17 protein-coding genes and 2 tRNA genes are annotated in these 16315 nt (G+C 44.1%); 8 read left to right on the top strand and 11 right to left on the bottom strand.

Annotated elements, in window-relative coordinates; translation table 11 throughout:
- Positions 1–80: 80 nt before the first annotated feature.
- Positions 81–157, bottom strand: a tRNA-Arg gene (locus AOC19_RS03720).
- A 37-nt stretch (positions 158–194) separates the two neighbouring features.
- Positions 195–271: transfer RNA gene (locus AOC19_RS03715), tRNA-Pro, on the bottom strand.
- A 60-nt stretch (positions 272–331) separates the two neighbouring features.
- Here AOC19_RS03715 and AOC19_RS03710 point away from each other — a divergent pair.
- Positions 332–697 carry a hypothetical protein gene (locus AOC19_RS03710; RefSeq protein WP_215377677.1) on the top strand — a complete coding sequence of 122 codons (366 nt, stop codon included), beginning with the start codon at positions 332–334 and terminating at the stop codon, positions 695–697.
- Positions 698–787: 90 nt separating this feature from the next.
- Positions 788–2866, top strand: coding sequence for a TonB-dependent receptor (locus AOC19_RS03705; RefSeq protein WP_215377675.1), 2079 nt, complete (start codon positions 788–790; stop codon positions 2864–2866).
- A gap of 7 nt (positions 2867–2873) precedes the next feature.
- On the opposite strand, the gene AOC19_RS03700 is transcribed toward AOC19_RS03705, so the two are convergent.
- The 5 genes from AOC19_RS03700 to AOC19_RS03680 form a co-directional block, all read right to left on the bottom strand.
- Positions 2874–3401 carry a chromate transporter gene (locus tag AOC19_RS03700; protein WP_215377673.1) on the bottom strand — a complete coding sequence of 176 codons (528 nt, stop codon included), beginning with the start codon at positions 3399–3401 and terminating at the stop codon, positions 2874–2876.
- Entirely contained in the window at positions 3398–3970 is a 573-nt protein-coding gene (locus tag AOC19_RS03695) for a chromate transporter (protein WP_215377671.1), read from the bottom strand. Before AOC19_RS03695 ends, AOC19_RS03700 begins: the two co-directional genes overlap by 4 nt.
- Positions 3967–4794, bottom strand: coding sequence for a hypothetical protein (locus AOC19_RS03690; protein ID WP_215377670.1), 828 nt, complete (start codon positions 4792–4794; stop codon positions 3967–3969). The genes AOC19_RS03695 and AOC19_RS03690 overlap by 4 nt, the downstream gene beginning before the upstream one ends.
- 50 nt (positions 4795–4844) lie before the next feature.
- A complete protein-coding gene (gene ppk2 / locus AOC19_RS03685; protein WP_215377668.1) occupies positions 4845–5750 on the bottom strand; it encodes a polyphosphate kinase 2 in 906 nt (301 codons plus the stop codon).
- 65 nt (positions 5751–5815) lie between these two features.
- Entirely contained in the window at positions 5816–6589 is a 774-nt protein-coding gene (locus AOC19_RS03680; RefSeq protein WP_215377666.1) for a lysophospholipid acyltransferase family protein, read from the bottom strand.
- Positions 6590–6673: 84 nt separating this feature from the next.
- On the opposite strand from AOC19_RS03680, the gene AOC19_RS03675 reads away from it, so the two are divergent.
- From AOC19_RS03675 to AOC19_RS03660, 4 genes are read left to right on the top strand one after another with little or no spacing between them, the layout of a single operon-like run.
- Positions 6674–7483 (top strand): UDP-2,3-diacylglucosamine diphosphatase, encoded by an 810-nt coding sequence (locus AOC19_RS03675; protein WP_215377664.1) that lies wholly within the window; start codon positions 6674–6676, stop codon positions 7481–7483.
- The gene (locus tag AOC19_RS03670) at positions 7480–8508 is read left to right on the top strand and encodes a glycosyltransferase family 4 protein (RefSeq protein ID WP_215377662.1); all 1029 of its coding nucleotides are present in this window, start codon (positions 7480–7482) and stop codon (positions 8506–8508) included. Before AOC19_RS03675 ends, AOC19_RS03670 begins: the two co-directional genes overlap by 4 nt.
- A gap of 9 nt (positions 8509–8517) precedes the next feature.
- Complete coding sequence (locus AOC19_RS03665; protein WP_215377660.1) at positions 8518–8919, top strand: diacylglycerol kinase; 402 nt, start codon at positions 8518–8520, stop codon at positions 8917–8919.
- Positions 8920–8964: 45 nt separating this feature from the next.
- Complete coding sequence (locus AOC19_RS03660; RefSeq protein ID WP_251368079.1) at positions 8965–9888, top strand: GNAT family N-acetyltransferase; 924 nt, start codon at positions 8965–8967, stop codon at positions 9886–9888.
- 3 nt (positions 9889–9891) lie between these two features.
- Here the strand turns inward: AOC19_RS03660 and ppx are convergent, their stop codons facing one another.
- A complete protein-coding gene (gene ppx / locus AOC19_RS03655) occupies positions 9892–11403 on the bottom strand; it encodes an exopolyphosphatase (RefSeq protein WP_215378080.1) in 1512 nt (503 codons plus the stop codon).
- 126 nt (positions 11404–11529) lie between these two features.
- Complete coding sequence (locus AOC19_RS09355) at positions 11530–11730, bottom strand: GDCCVxC domain-containing (seleno)protein (RefSeq protein ID WP_285896596.1); 201 nt, start codon at positions 11728–11730, stop codon at positions 11530–11532.
- A 161-nt stretch (positions 11731–11891) separates the two neighbouring features.
- Here AOC19_RS09355 and AOC19_RS03650 point away from each other — a divergent pair, with 161 nt between their 5' ends.
- Entirely contained in the window at positions 11892–12269 is a 378-nt protein-coding gene (locus AOC19_RS03650) for a hypothetical protein (protein ID WP_215377658.1), read from the top strand.
- A gap of 41 nt (positions 12270–12310) precedes the next feature.
- On the top strand, positions 12311–13279 hold the full coding sequence (locus AOC19_RS03645; RefSeq protein ID WP_215377656.1) for a hypothetical protein: 969 nt from the start codon (positions 12311–12313) through the stop codon (positions 13277–13279).
- Positions 13280–13286: 7 nt separating this feature from the next.
- On the opposite strand, the gene AOC19_RS03640 is transcribed toward AOC19_RS03645, so the two are convergent.
- Positions 13287–14303, bottom strand: a complete 1017-nt coding sequence (locus tag AOC19_RS03640) for an alpha/beta fold hydrolase (RefSeq protein WP_215377654.1) — start codon at positions 14301–14303, stop codon at positions 13287–13289.
- 158 nt (positions 14304–14461) lie between these two features.
- Positions 14462–16213: an alkaline phosphatase gene (locus AOC19_RS03635; RefSeq protein ID WP_215377652.1), complete on the bottom strand. Its 1752-nt coding sequence runs from the start codon at positions 16211–16213 to the stop codon at positions 14462–14464.
- Between the last annotated feature and the right edge of the window lie 102 nt (positions 16214–16315).

The following is a 16315-nucleotide window of genomic DNA, read 5'->3' as shown; positions in this document are numbered from 1 at the left end:
AACACTAGCCAAGCTCTAGCCATGATTGAGCCAATCAGACACAATTAACTAGCCTGAAACAATATTAAATAAGGAGGATTTGGCCTGCCCAGCACGATTCGAACGTGCGACCTACGCCTTAGAAGGGCGTTGCTCTATCCAGCTGAGCTATAGGCAGTGTGTACTGGGACTGAAAACGTAATACAAAGAGAAAGTGGTCGGAGTACAAGGATTCGAACCTTGGACCCCCTGCTCCCAAAGCAGGTGCGCTACCAGGCTGCGCTACACTCCGACGGAATTGATATTCTACACCGAGATGGCCTGCATGGGCAAATACTGTAAGATTCGGCGTATGGAAGCCTTATTTTTAAGCAAATTCAGAAAGCAATTCCGGGCTTGGATCGCCCTGAGCTTTTTGCTTGCCAGCTTAGTAGGCACACACTGGATTGGCTTTGCGCATAGCATTGCCCACTCCGGAATACAGAATCAAGCCATCGAACTGAGTTGTGTAGATCAATCTCCTACTCTTGGCCATAGCTCCGCAAGTTGTCATCTATTAGACGCACTCACGCTTGCTGGTTTCGTTGCCTCAGCGCCCGCTTTACTCCTTGGCATCAACTTCTCTCATGAAGTGCAATTGGTATCCAATGACTCTTTGCCAGCCCGAATCTATGTTGGGCTATATCAATCGAGAGCGCCACCTAGCTTCATCCTGTAAATCGCCCAACACGCCAAACAGAATTTGTTTGGCCTCCAGATTTATTGCGCTATCTCATTGCTAGCGCTCATTAGGATTGAAGGAAATACCATGTATCAAATTGATAAGCCATTGGCTAAGCACAAGCTGATCTACGTTTTAGTCACAGGATTGATTAGCTCTACCGCGCTTGCACAATCTCAACCCTCACTTGAAATAACAGCTACTGGATCTCAAGAAGCCACCCAGAGTATTTTGACGCCTACTAAGATTTTGCAAGGTGACGAGCTTCTGAATAAATTAGGCACGACCTTAGGCGCCACTCTTGCCAATGAGTTAGGCGTGTCTGCAACCGGATATGGCGCGGGATCATCGCGTCCAGTGATTCGTGGACTTGAAGGTGCTCGCGTTCAGATTTTGCAAAATGGTTTATCAGTGGGTGATGTTTCCAACATCTCACAGGACCACGCGGTTGGAAACAATATGCAAAACGCCCATCAAGTGGAGATCCTGCGTGGTGCAGCCGCCCTTCTCTATGGTTCAGGCTCCAGCGGTGGACTTGTGAATGTAGTGAATGATCGAATCCTGACCAACCTGCCCGATAGAGCTACAGGCGCCATCAATACCAGTTATGAAACTGTTAACAATGGTAGAGCTGCGTCAGCTGAGGTGGATGGAGCGTTTGGTTCAGTTGCAGTGCACGTTGATACTGCAATTAATAATGCTAATAACTATCGTATACCGGGTTATGCCAATCAAGGCGGACCAAATCAAGAATGGGCAATTAATCCAGGCGAACCTCTCAGCGTCCCATACTCGGGCAAATTACCGAATTCTTTTAGCAATCAAAATAATTTGGGTGTTGGCGTCTCCTACATTGGTCAAAATGGATATACCGGTGTTTCGGTTGAGCGCCTCAATAACAATTACGGCATTCCAACACCAGAAGGTGGCTCGATTAATCAGTCGCAGAATCGATATGACCTGCAACATCAAACGCGCGATCCATTCGCAGGCTTCTCTTCATTCAAATTTAGTGCAGCGAATTCTAATTACAACCATACAGAATTTAATAATGCTGGTGAAGCAGCCTCCCTTTGGAAGAATATTGCCAATGAGGCTCGATTTGAATTAGCCCATAATCCTATCGCTGGATGGAAAGGCACCTTTGGAGCACAGGTCTCTGCAGCCTCACTCAACGCAACTGAAGTTGGAACCGGTAGCTATGCAATCGTGCCACCAACAAAAACAAATTCCACTGCCCTATTTTGGATTGAAGAAGGCAAGTGGAACTCTCTTCAAGGCAGTTTAGGATTGCGCTACAACAATGTGGCTCAAAAGCCAAATCTGGGAACCGAGCTTGTATCTGAACCAGTCAATACTGGTGATATGCCCACCATTACCTTGCAAAACCGCAACTTCAATCTAATGTCCTACTCTGCTGGTGGTTTATGGAACTTTATGCAGGGACATGGTGCTGGGGTTGCCTATACCGTTTCTCAGCGAGCTCCTAGCGCTCAAGAGCTTTACTCTTACGGTGCACATGAATCTACTGCAACGTTTGATATTGGTAATCCCAATTTAAATAAAGAGACTTCGCATAACCTAGAATTCAATATCCAGAAAACCAGCGGTTTGATGCGTGCTAAAGCTAGCGTCTATGCCAACCGCTTTAATAACTACATCTATGGCTACTACACTGGCCAATCGGTACCTGATGCAGAAAACTTCTCAGTAGTCGTTGCACAACAAGCAGCAGCTACCATCAAAGGTGTTGAAGGTGAACTGACCTATAACTGGCGACAGCATGGTGTTGGTGGGCGCATCTTTGGTGATGCCTCTCAGGGTACATTTGATGCGGGCGGAAATCTGCCGCTCCAACCTGCTCCGCGTTTAGGTGCTGAGGTAGCACATCAGCGCAATGGCTGGCTTACCAATGCTACTTATATTTATAGCTACCAGCAAAATCGTTTAGCCAATTGGGAAATTGGGCCTGCACCGAGTTACAACTTACTAAACGCCGGAATCTCTTACACAGAGAAAATTAAAGATGTAAATTGGACTGTGTATATGAACCTCAAGAATTTACTCAATGAGCAAATTCGTTATGCGACTACACCAATGGCAGTCAGACTCTTTGCACCCCAACCAGGTAGAAGTCTCATGGTTGGCTTGCGAGGTACTTTCTAAACTGAGGCTACTTTAGGTAGACCATCAGTAGCGCACCAAATCCTCCGGAGCCCAGAATAACCAATACTGGGTTAATCTTGGTTCTGAGGATGAGGTAAAAGCTGACTAATGCGAGTGCTGCAGTAACCCCGCCAACGATAGATGCCTTAGCAACGGCATAAACTCCAGAGGCCATCAAGCCAATAGAGATGGGTTCAAGAGCATTTTGTATAGAACGTCTCCATGGGTTTTCACCAAAGCGGTTCCAGAGCCTGCCAATATAAAAACATAAAACACTAGAGGGCAGGAAGAAAGAAAGTAGAACAATGCCAGCCCCGAGCAGGCCAGCCAACTGATATCCAATAACTAATACCATCAGCATATTAGGGCCAGGCGCCAATTGACCAATACTGTAGATATGAACAAATTGGGTGTGATCTATACCAAAATGATGGGACAGTAGAGACTGCATTTCAGGCAATACTGCAGTGCCTCCCCCTACTGCCAAAAGCGATAGTAAAGAAAAACTTAGGGCTAGGTTGATTAAAAGACTCATGCGGCCTTGCTTGGTCGGTATAGATAGATGGCAATCGGCGCCATGATGAGGAGAACCAGCGGTAAAGATAATTTAGCAATGCTCATCAGTAAAAAGGTGGCAAAAATGATGAGCAAAGACTTGAGATGCCGCCAATTGGCATCTCCGATCCGATAAGTAATGGCAGCTAGCAAGCCGCTCGCTGCCGCTGCAATGCCAATCAAAATGAGATTTGCTAGAGGATGATCGGAGGCGCCAGCATAGAGAATGCCAATACCCAATACAAATACACTGCCAGGCAAGATTAAACCGATACTGGCAACAAATGCCCCTAATGCGCCTCGTAAGTGATCTCCAGCCAAGACAGCCATATTGACTGAGTTGAGTCCCGGCATAGTTTGACTGATCGCTAAATAGGCCATGAATTCATCTGGCGATAACCACTTACGCTTTTCAACTAACAAAATGCGCTCATAGGCAATGATGCCGCCGCCAAAGCTAATGGCACCAATAATCAGAAACTGAATAAATAAATCTCCAAAGCTTAGAGCTTGAGCTCTTGATTCCAGGGGCTCGGACTCTAGATTCACTCTGGTTTTCCATAAATTAATGCCGTTTTGGTACTGCCAATTTCAAGCCAGTCGGCAAGTTCAATTTGCAATTTTTTAAAAAACTTATCGGCACGTTTATGGGCTTTTGATTGAGCGCGGTTCTCATCATTTACGCGATATGAAAAAGCAAGCTCCCCAACTATGGGGTCCCCCACACTCTTCATCCAAATCGCAATATCACAATGGGCCTGTACTCCATCGCCAAAGACCAAATTACCCAAAGGTAGGCAAGCCTCTAAAATCTTATTCGTTCTACCTCCGACGATGCGGAGCGGTAATTTTTTATCGATAGGTAATGTAATTAAGCCTGGAAAAAATTTCATCGCACTACTCAATGATCTATCAAACAAGCTATCAATCGGAATTGCGTCCAAAATGGCGTTGTTCGAGTAAATGGATCTGGTTGTTCCTAGTCCATCTCCACGTAAGATTTCCTCTTTTAATCTCAATCTAGATTTAATGCTCTTCTTGGGTTTAGGATCAAATTTGGATGATTCGCCGAGGTCATGCGCGCGGCACTTGAGTGTCACCTCGCAAAAGTCATCAACCCAAACATTTTGACGAGATTCCCGCACCCGCAAGATGATGTTATTGCGACGAAAATCCTCTCCAGGCGTATCGAAAAAGTATATGTTGCGCAGTCCAGTGCTGGCATTGTCGAGGTGAAAGAACTCAACCTGACTCTTTTTGCAGAATTTCAGAATCTGATCACTCAGAGCGGTAATTTTGCTACGGCGATCTAAACCCTTGGGCTTAATCAGAAGCTTGAACTCCCGATTGGTGATTAAGGCATGTGGCTTCATTTGGTTAACCCCTCAATTATTGATGAGAGGTTAACACTATCTAGCGCGAATCAGTAGATCTCCGGAACGTACATACTCTTGGGAACGGGGCCACGCAAGTAGTCTGGGTTATGGACGCGTGCAGGCAAAGTAATCTCTGGATGATCAATTTCTTTATAAGGGATTTGATTCAGCAAGTGAGAAATGCAATTTAAACGTGCTTTTTTCTTATCATTAGCAGCGACAACCCACCAAGGCGCCTCAGGAATATTAGTGCGCTCAAGCATAGTCTCTTTTGCTTTGGTGTAGGCCTCCCAGTGACGGCGTGCGTCAAGATCCATGGGGCTTAGTTTCCACTGCTTTAGGGGATCATGAATACGCATCATGAAGCGGTTATATTGCTCATCATCTGAGATGGAGAACCAATACTTAATTAGGATGATTCCAGAGCGAATAATCATTCGCTCAAACTCAGGAACTGTTCGCAAGAACTCCTCATATTCGGAATCAGTACAAAACCCCATTACTTTTTCAACACCTGCACGGTTGTACCAGCTACGGTCAAACAATACGATCTCGCCACCAGCGGGCAAGTTGGATACATAGCGCTGAAAGTACCATTGCGTTTTCTCACGTTCACTTGGCGCAGTGAGCGCGACAACCTTGCACACACGTGGATTAAGACGCTGAGTAATCCGTTTAATGGCGCCACCCTTACCTGCAGAATCACGACCTTCAAACAAGACAGCCACCTTCAGCTTATTTTCTACAACCCAGTCCTGAAGCTTTACTAACTCACCTTGAAGGCGAAATAATTCCTTAAAGTAAACATTGCGAGGAATGATCGAACCACTTCCACCGTCTGGTGATAGGCGATCATCGTCGAGCTCCATTTCGAGCTCTTCGTCCATACTATCTAAAATTTCTTCTTGAGCCCGCTTGTACCACTCGGCCATATCTTGATGTTTTGATGTCATATCTCTTCCAGATGCATTGCTATGGTTGTATCTCAAGCATATGACACTTTTATTACATATGCTGTTTATATGGTTTTAGCTATAGATTCTTGACAATAAACGGCGAGTTGTTTGCGATCCGGGTTATTCACTCCATCAATTAAATAGGGCTCCAGAAGATATAAATGCACCTCAATATCCCGATTGCCTATGACCTTGGACATAGACTCCAGTAGACCCATATCTCCAATAAAGGCAGGAGAATCACTCTTAAGACCTGTTGACCTCGTCCGGTACACAATAGCAAGTGGCAGGACTGGCGTACGAGCAAGGATGGCAGATTCAAATAAATTGGGCTTAAATGGCAATACTGATTCACCAGAGCTTGAAGTACCCTCAGGAAAAATACAGATAGGCTCTACTTTTAGAACCTCAGCCATTTGATCTACAACCTGCCTCGCATGACGCGCACTATCCCTGCGGATAAAAACGGTGCCCAACTGCTTCGCCATCCAACCAAAGACAGGCCAACCCCGCACTTCCGATTTAGCAACAAAGCGAACCGGTTTAAATGCATTGATCACATGAATATCCAGCCAGGATATGTGATTTGATGCGAGTAAATACTGTCTAGATGTCAAATTGTCGGCGCCAATCACACGCAGCTGAATATTGAATATTTTTAATAATTTCCTAGACCATTGATGAATATGGCGATCCTTTTGATCTCGATTTAGCAAGGGGAAAAGGATAGAAAGCTTACAGACTCCAGAAATCACATGCAAAAGGACTTGCATCCAAATCCAGTAGCGAAAACAAATATTCAGGGTTGGAATGGGTTGTGATTGGGAGCACTTCATAGTTATCCGTAATATAAATCAAGTCATCAAACTGTCGTAAAAGTGTCATGAGGTCTTCATAATGAATCGGCTTAATACGTACTCATGACGCATTACAGAGCGATTTGGATTTCAGACGTACACCTAGGAACATCAGGGTGTCAGGCAAACTACCTCCTTGATTTCTTAAAACATAATGACGCTGATCAGTTTTACTTGGTGGGTGACATTATTGATGGCTGGAGATTAAAGCAATCTTTTTACTGGCCTCAGACCCACAATGATGTAGTGCAAAAGTTATTGCGTAAGGCTCGCAAGGGTTCTGAAGTGATTTACATTCCTGGCAATCACGACGAAGCAGCTCGGCAGTACTTCGGCATGTCCTTTGGTGACATCAAGGTTCAGGAAGAAGTAATACACACAACCTTAGATGGACGCAAGCTTTGGGTAACCCACGGCGATCTATTTGATGGGGTAATGCAATACGCTAAATGGCTTGCCTATGTTGGCGACTCCCTATATTCATTCATCCTGTACGTCAATCGCTATTTCAATATGCTGCGAGTCAAGATGGGATTGCAGTACTGGTCCCTCTCGCAATATCTCAAACATCAAGTAAAAAATGCTGTTAGCTACATAGCAGACTTTGAGCACATCATGGCAAGAGAAGCCCGCCTAAGAAATTGTGATGGTGTCGTATGCGGCCATATTCATAAAGCAGAAATTCGTGAAATTGATGGTCTGCTGTATTGCAATGATGGTGATTGGGTCGAAAGCCTATCAGCACTAGTAGAGACCACAAGCGGTGAACTAAAAATTATCTACTGGACACATATTCATGGCGATCCAGTGGAAGTACCTGAAATTACCCTCCAACCCGAGCTTGCAACATTTATTAAAGAGGTTACTGTATGAAAATTATGATCATTACTGATGCATGGGATCCGCAAGTAAATGGTGTTGTGAGAACACTCAAACAAACTAGAGCCGAACTCATCGATATGGGTCATGAAGTCGAAATGATTACCCCAACTGGTTTTAAGTCCATCCCCTGCCCTACTTATCCTGATATTGCACTTTCCTTATTCCCAGGAAAAGAAGTGGCGCGCCGCATTAAAGAATTTGCACCCGATGCAATGCATATTGCTACTGAGGGACCTTTGGGATTATCGGCTCGCTCATATGCCGTAAAGAATCATTTACCGTTCTCTACGGCCTATCACACCCGTTTTCCAGAGTACGTTAAAGCCCGTACAGGAATCCCGCTGGCTATTACTTACGCATTTATACGCTGGTTCCATGGACCATCTATGGCAGTCATGGCCCCAACTATCGTTGTTAAAGATGATCTCGAGAAGTATGGTCTTAAAAATGTCGTGTTGTGGTCACGGGGAGTAGATTTAGACATCTTCAAGATGCAGGAATCTAAAGCGCTCAATAGTGCTCATCCGATCTTTTTATATGTTGGTAGAGTGGCAGTAGAGAAAAACATCAACGCCTTTTTGGAAATAGATCTTCCTGGCTCTAAATGGGTAGTTGGTGATGGTCCTGCAATGGCCGGCATTAAAGAAAAATATCCCAACATTAACTATTTGGGAGTTTTACAGCAACATGAGCTAGCAAAGGTCTATGCCGCTGCTGATGTATTTGTCTTCCCAAGCAAAACCGATACTTTTGGGCTAGTAATCCTAGAGGCCATGGCTTGCGGCACGCCTGTAGCGGCTTATCCTGTAACTGGTCCAATTGATGTTTTAGGTAACTCTGCGGCAGGCGCCATGCATGAAGATCTTAGAGTGGCTTGCCTGCAAGCTCTAAAGATTCCTCGCGAAGTAGCCAGAGCGCATGCAGAAAAGTTTTCATGGAGAGCGGCTTCGGAGCAGTTTGCCAACCATTTAAAGCCTGTACCCTCCACGGCAGTTCATATTACCGCCCTAGCTTAAGAGTTTATTTTGTCAGCACCTTACAACATCAAGCAAAACCCCCATAAAGGTAATCGGGGAGTGACAAGAGCATGGCATGCAGCCAAGAATTCTTGGTGCGGGATAGTCTATGCGTTTCAAGAGGAAAGCGCATTTAGACAAGAGCTTTTCCTGCTGGTAGTGCTGAGCCCTGTTGCTCTTTTATTGCCAATTAGCCCTCTTGAGAAATGCGCCCTCATTGCTTCTCTCATCATGGTTTTAGTTGTTGAGTTACTGAATTCCAGTGTTGAGGCAGCCATCGACCGCATTTCATTTGATCATCACGATCTTTCGAAAAGAGCCAAAGATTTTGGCTCGGCCGCAGTGATGCTTGCCCTACTCATAGCCACTTTATTGTGGGCAACGATTTGTATACCCCTTGTCATCAATTAGTAATACCCATTTTTTACTATTGATCATTAATACCTAAGGAACACTATGTCTGATATTCCAAACCCGCTTGCTGCGTTTGATCTCTTTGAAGTAAAGCCAAAAAAGATCAAAAAAAGTAAAGCAGAAGCAATTAAAAAACTCTTTTCTAAAAAAATTGCGAAAAAATTATTTGGCAAGAAATTCGCCACTAAAGCAAGAGCTGAGCTCCGATCACTTGAGCCAGTTACTGAGAAGGTAATTGCCAAGCCAAAACGCCCTGCATTCCAAATTACCTGGGCTAGCAATGCCAATGAGATTAAAGAAGCGCAGCGATTACGTTACAAAGTATTTGCTGAGGAGATGGGCGCCAATTTACCCAATAATCCAGAAAACCTCGATATTGATGAATTTGATGCCTACTGCGATCACCTATTAATTCGAGATCAAGAGACCCTCAAGGTAGTGGGAACCTATCGTGTTCTACCTCCGAATAAAGCTGCAGAAATTGGTCGCCTTTACTCTGATTCTGAGTTTGATCTTTCACGCTTAAATCACCTACGACCAAAGATGGTTGAATTAGGGAGATCATGTGTTCATGCGAATTACCGCTCAGGCGCAGTCATCATGGCTTTGTGGAGCGGTTTAGCGCAATACATGCAAAAGCACGACTATGAAATCATGCTTGGATGTGCCAGTATCCCTATGGGTGATGGCGGTCATTTTGCAGCAAGCTTATATAACTCATTGAGCAATGATCAAATGGCACCAGTTGAAAATCATGCCTTCCCTCGCCTGCCCTTACCACTCGAGCGACTGAATGGTGGTCTAGAAGTAGAGCCGCCACCGTTGATTAAAGGCTATCTGAAATTAGGGGCCAAGATTTGCAGCGCACCAGCCTGGGATCCAGATTTCAATACGGCAGATGTATTAACTATGTTGCGCCTGTCAGAAATCAATCCTCGCTACGCTAAACACTTCTTAGGGCTATAAGCATCACTTTAAGCTAATTCGGTAAGGTCGGCCGATGCGCTCCCACTCGGCCGCTTCTTTTTGAAGACTAAACTCGGTTAATGGGTGCTCTCTAGCCCAATCCTTAGAGAGGCTAACCAAATAGTCTCCATTGTGCTCGGAGACTTTAACCTTGGGTAAATTGACATCGCTTCGACCTCGGCAAAGTACTTGCGCAAGCCGCATGCAAAACAACATACGCCAATCTGTGAAGGAAGCGTTATTTGCCAGTTTCCCCAACTTACCGGTGTGACCAATCAGTAAGGCGGCTAATCTAGCCTGATCATTTTTTGAGAAACCTGGCATATCAGCATTACCGGCAATGTATGCAGAATGTTTGTGATAACCATTATGTGATATCGATAAGCCGATTTCGTGAAGATTAGCTGCCCATTGCAATAAAGCAATGTTGTCGGCTCGACTCTCTTCATCTGGCTTGGGTAATTGCGCCAAAAACTCAGCGGCAAGATTGCCAACACGCTTAGCCTGGTCACGATCTACGGCATAGCGCTGCATAAATTGCTCAACAGTCACAAAGCGCATATCCTCATGCTGAGAGCGACCTAGTAAATCATAAAGAACGCCGATTCTCAAAGCGGCATCGGTGACCTCCATAGACTCAATACCGAGCTCATCAAAAACAGCAATCATGATGGCAAGGCCACCGGGCCAAACTGAGCGCCGATCGTCCTTAAGACCCTGGAGCTCAACCTGATTGACATGCTCATATTTCAATAAATGCTTTTTCATGGCTCTTAAGCCATCGCGAGTAATCAAACCATCGGAACCGTCTATTTGGCCATTGAAGTCATTTTCTGCAATGAGTTCGGCTAAAGCCCGTGCGGTTCCTGAAGAGCCGATAACTTGCTTCCAGCCCGCCTTGAGATATGCCTCAGAAATTACCTGAATTTCTCTTCTTGCGGCTAGCTCCGCCTCTTTGAAAGCATGAGAATCTATATTGCCCTTGGGGAAAAATCTCAGGCTATGAGAAACGCACCCGATATAAAGGCTTTCCATTAGCCTAGGTTCATAACCTTTACCAATAATCAGCTCAGTAGAGCCCCCACCAATATCGACCACCAAGCGATTGCCCTGCACCGCCGGGACTTCGTGAGCGGCACCAATATAGATCAGGCGCGCCTCTTCTACACCTGCGATAACTTCAATTGGGAAGCCTAAGGCCTCCTCGGCCTCTTGGATAAAGTGAGGCGCATTCTTGGCTACTCGCAGGGTATTGGTGGCAACAGCGCGCACATTGGCAGGATCAAACCCTCGAATGCGCTCACCAAAGCGCCGAATTGCAGTAATCCCGCGCTGATAGGCATCATTCCCCAATAGCTTGTTGTCAGTTAATCCAGCAGCAAGGCGGACAGACTCACGCAGCGTATCAATCGGACGCAGCTGAGTCCCCGAAGGCGTCTTAACGACTTGAGCCACCAGCATACGAAAGCTATTAGAGCCAAGGTCGACTGCAGCGACGAGCTCAGTTGCATTCATTGCAGCTTGATGAAGATTTAAGGGCACAGCATTTCCAATAGAAACGGGTTAACTTGAATATGTCTATTTTATTAAAATCTGATGACATATTCGTGAAACTAGCCCTCAGTCTACTGGGGAAGTGGCTTAGGCAGCTAAATTTTGCTCAGCGCTGGAGCAATCTTGGCTTCCGAAGCTACAGAAGATGCAGCAATCTCCTGATCTAGGCCTCAGAATGGTGCTGCATTTTGGACAGCGATATAAGTGCTGAGAATAGCCTTGCGAAACTTCTAGGGTTTCTTGTCCACGGCAGTTGGGACAGGTAATGGTTGTATGTAGTGAGTTCACAGGCTGAATGATGAACTGTGACTATTACAAAATGAAGACAGCTAAATCCTCATACACCAAACACTATCCCGCCTAAAGTTTGATCAAGTCCTCCCATCTTCATTGAACCGTCATACTTTAAGAGCATGATAAAAGCCTGAATTCACTACAGGAGATATAGGATGCTTTATCAAATTATCCCTCTAGAAATGGGCTCTCTAGTCCAAAGATCTATCTTTAAAAAACAGAATAAAGAAATTAAATGTGGGACTGTTTGGAAGCTGGGTTCCATCATCACCACCACAAAGCCAAGGTTCATGAGTCGATATCAAGCTCAAGTGGGAATTTGTATTGCCGATATTCCGGGAGCAGTGATTAGCAAGACTTATAACGGGGAAAAGGTGATCTACTTTTCTGAGACTATTGATGAAGACGAGCAAGATGAGCTTACAGACATTTTCTATGGCAAATCAAAAAAGTTTTCCGGAGAACATGCAAATGTATTTCAAGATCTTGGGTGGAAGGATATGGGGGAAATACATACATCTTTGGTGAGCTAGAGATCAAAGAAATCAGTGATGAACCTGAGCAATACAAATAAATGAAATCCTTCAAAGCCATACGCTTCACCCTATTTTTTCTTACTATCACCATAGTCAGCTTTTCAACAGCTGCTATTGGCCAGACATTTAAGTTCGTCGCCCTAGGTGATATGCCTTACTCACCGCCAAAGGATTATCAGCGCTTTGAAACTTTGATCACTGAAATTAATCGACTTAAACCCAGCTTCAGTATTTTTATTGGCGACACTAAATCTGGCTCGTCACTTTGTAGTGATGAGCATAATCAAATCACTAAATCCTATTTCACAAGCTTTAAAGCGCCCTTGATCTACAGCCCAGGGGACAATGAATGGACAGACTGTCACCGCCCCTTAGCTGGTGCATACGATCCACTAGAAAGACTGGAAGCGCTTAGAACAGTATTTTTTAACACCAATCAAAGCTTGGGTAAAAATACAATACGCCTCCACAGGCAGGCAGATATCAGTTCTAATTACTCTAAATATGTAGAGAACGCCTACTGGATCAAAAATAATTTTCTATTTGTCAGCGTCCATATACCCGGCTCCAATAATAATAATGAGGGTACAGAATCGGCTATCAAAGAATATCAAGAGAGAAATCAAGCCAACCTAGTATGGATTGATCAGGCATTTAATTTAGCCACTCAGCGAAATTTGAAAGGGATCATCTTTGCCTATCAAGCCGATATGTTTTATAAGCCCAGTCAATTGACGAGTAGCGATAGTGGCTATCGGGATACATTAGATCGCCTCATATCCAAGTCAGAGATCTTTAATAAACCGGTGCTATTGATTCATGGAGATAGTCACCGACTCAAAATTGATCAGCCCCTATATCGTCAGAATCAAAAAAAGGTACTGGAAAATGTATTACGACTTCAAGTGATGGGAGCCGACCAAGTTCAAGCAGTTGAAGTTCAGGTTAATCCTGCGCAAGAGCAACCCTTTAGCTTCAGACCCATCATTCTCAAAGAAAATAATTAGCAACAGCTTACCCAAGTTTCATTTGCACTTGAACAAACTCACAGACCTGATTTGTAAATGGGACTGGATGCCCCACACCCTCTACTTCGAATGTAATTAATCCAGGTATTGCAGCCCTTGCTGAGCGCACTTGCTGGCGTGTGCATACCTTTGAGTCAGAACCATAAATAAGTGCAACCTTACCTTTATAGCCCTCCATTGCCTCATGGAAGTTCATACCCCATACATCAGCTTTAAAACTTAAATCAAAGTGGCCAGGTAACTGCACATCCGCAAACGCCCTCTCATCCACCCTCAGCTCTTCTGCTAATTGTTTAACCTCTTTAAAGCCAACTTCATTTTTCATCGATTTATACAGCGAATAGAGAGCAGTCCAATTCACCGTTAAAGCAATGTCATTCAGAATAATTTCTGAAATTCTTTTTCCAAATGATTTCGTTAAATAAATGGCCAACACACCACCCATACTAGTACCCAAAATAGTAATTTGAGTGCTCGATGAATGATTCTCCAAAAGCATCTTAATCAAGCCTTGAATGTCTGATAGATATAGAGACATGGTGTAGTTTTGAGACAAGGCAATAGACTCGGAATCCCCCCTTCCAGGAAAATCAACGCTAACAACCTTGCAATCTTCAAACCCGAAAAAATAGGCATGCAACACACTGAAGGAATCTTTAGTCTCTAAGAGGCCAGGCAAGCAAAGCAACACTTTTTCTGCGTTGACATTCCCAGAGATGCTGTAGGCAAGTTTTCTATTGCCCCCCTCATTCGCAATATCAAAATACTGGATATTAGGCAGAGTCAGGTCTATGTTTGACTTTACAGGAGTATTAGGCGGAATTAATTTTGCTTTGGGGGTTAGTAGAGGAGTCTCTGAGAGAGCATAAGAAAGATCATGTGCAAACCCAAACTCGTCTACAACGGCGGCTGGTATGCCATGTTTAATCTCTTGAGTGAGCCCAAGGACTTTAGAAATAGTAAGCCTTAAATCCACCAGTGAATCGTATAACTTTCTTTTCATTCAAGCTAAGTCCATTTATAACAAGATATTACTTGTCAGCATTCATTGTGAACTACAAAGTCGTTGAATAATAGTAATGAATCAATAAAGTAAGAACACTGTTAATTGGGGGCTTATCTAAGGTACCCGATCCTAGATGGTGACATTCAAGTTACTTCTTAGCGCCTGGTATAACCCAGCCCAAGAGTGTCAACCATCACCTTGAATACCTCTGTGTTATCCATGAATCCACGAAATTTTTCTGAACCGGGGCCCATGGCATTTAACACTGCATCATCAGCCGTATGAACGCCCATCTCCTGGTTTGAAGGTAAATTGCCGGGCATATGAATAGCATCCTCATGTTGCTGAATATATTTTGGATTAGCAACATACTTGCCAGATGCATCCTTAACTGCCGGCTTAAATGTACCATCTAGTTTTGGATGCAGCGTTTCATAGTGATCAGGATAACTCCCATAGAAGAAGGCTAGGCGCTTGCTTACATCAATCTGACTTGGATAACCCGCTACATTAGCCTTGGGGTAGTTTGGGTAGCCTGCATCAGCATATACCCCCACTTTTTCTCTCAGGGGCCCAGGTTTAGCATCATTCACAACGCCACTGATTGAGCCGCTATGGGTGTGGTCAGGGGTAACGATGATTAACGTATCTGGGTTTTTCTTAGCAAAGTCTTTGGCAATTTGCACAGCGTTACTCAACATAATGGTGTCAAAAGCAGCCCGCTCCCAGTCTAGGGGATGATTGAACTTATCAATCAAAGCCGCTTCCACCATCAAGAAAAAGCCGTTAGGGTTTTTGGATAAGACATTAATCGCTGCTTGCGTCATCTCCGTTAGGTCGGGTTGATCAGGGTATTGCGCCACTGTATTTTTCTTTAAGAAAAACCGATCTAAAGATCCATCCATATTATCTGGATGAAATACCCCAAATAGCTTTCGACTTTCCTTAGCATTAGCTGCTGCCAACAATTCTTGTTTGTTTAAGGCAACTGTATATCCCGAAGCTTCAAATTGAGCTACAAGATTTTTATCATCTTTACGCTTTGACCCTTTAGTAGACTGTGGATAAAAGTAAGCAGAACCTCCACCTAGAATGACCTCCGCCCCACTAGCAAAGAGTTGATCTGCAATGTATGGCTTATCTGCACGTCTTCTTGTATGAGCAACCATGGCACCTGGAGTCGCATCTTGCAATTCGGCATCCGACACAATGCCAACCGACATTTTAGTTTTACGCTTAATTAATTCAGAAATAGTTTCTACTTTAGGATGGGATAAATTGTCTGCTGCTCTTGAAACATAAACCCCCATAGCATTCACAGCAGTCTTATGACCAGTTGTGTAGGCACTCATTGAGTTTGCAGAATCCGTTATCAATGAGTCAGAACCTGAGGTTCCAATTAGCGCCATATTGGGCATATCGTCAAATGACAACTTACCCTGATATTTACCTTCGTCAATACCTTTGGATAAAACGCGGGCTGAAGTACGATTCGCAATCGTCATGCCATCACCAATAAAGAGAATGACATTCTTTACTTTTCTGGGTCCGCTAGAATAGACATCCCAGTTCACCTGGATATTTTCCTGACCTGCTTTGGCGATCAGAGTGTATTGCCCAGGCTTTGTAAGTTGAATGTCTCGATAAATCAGAGAACTTCCCTTCCCTGATTCATTTGAAATAAATATTGGCTGTGACTTGATCTGCGCCTTGATGGGAGCATCATTGAGCTGAATTTCTAAATCTTCTAATTTGTACTCTTGATCGAATTCAATTTTGATATCAAATGATGAGCCAACAAGAATGGAAGCCTTATTAATTGGGTAAATAGCCGCTGCCTCAACCCAAATCGCCTGAAGAAGAAGGGTAATAAATACAATTGGATAGGCAACTTTGATAATAGACATTCTAAAACTCTTAAAGAGACGATCGGTTTCTCATGTTCACTGCTTTTGATGTCAATGTCATGACATTACATAGTGGTGATAATTCAAATCCCCGCAACGTAA

Origin of the sequence: Polynucleobacter asymbioticus (assembly GCF_018687575.1) — a bacterium.
Taxonomy (GTDB): domain Bacteria; phylum Pseudomonadota; class Gammaproteobacteria; order Burkholderiales; family Burkholderiaceae; genus Polynucleobacter; species Polynucleobacter asymbioticus_C.
This window is presented reverse-complemented; position numbering and strand designations above follow the sequence as displayed.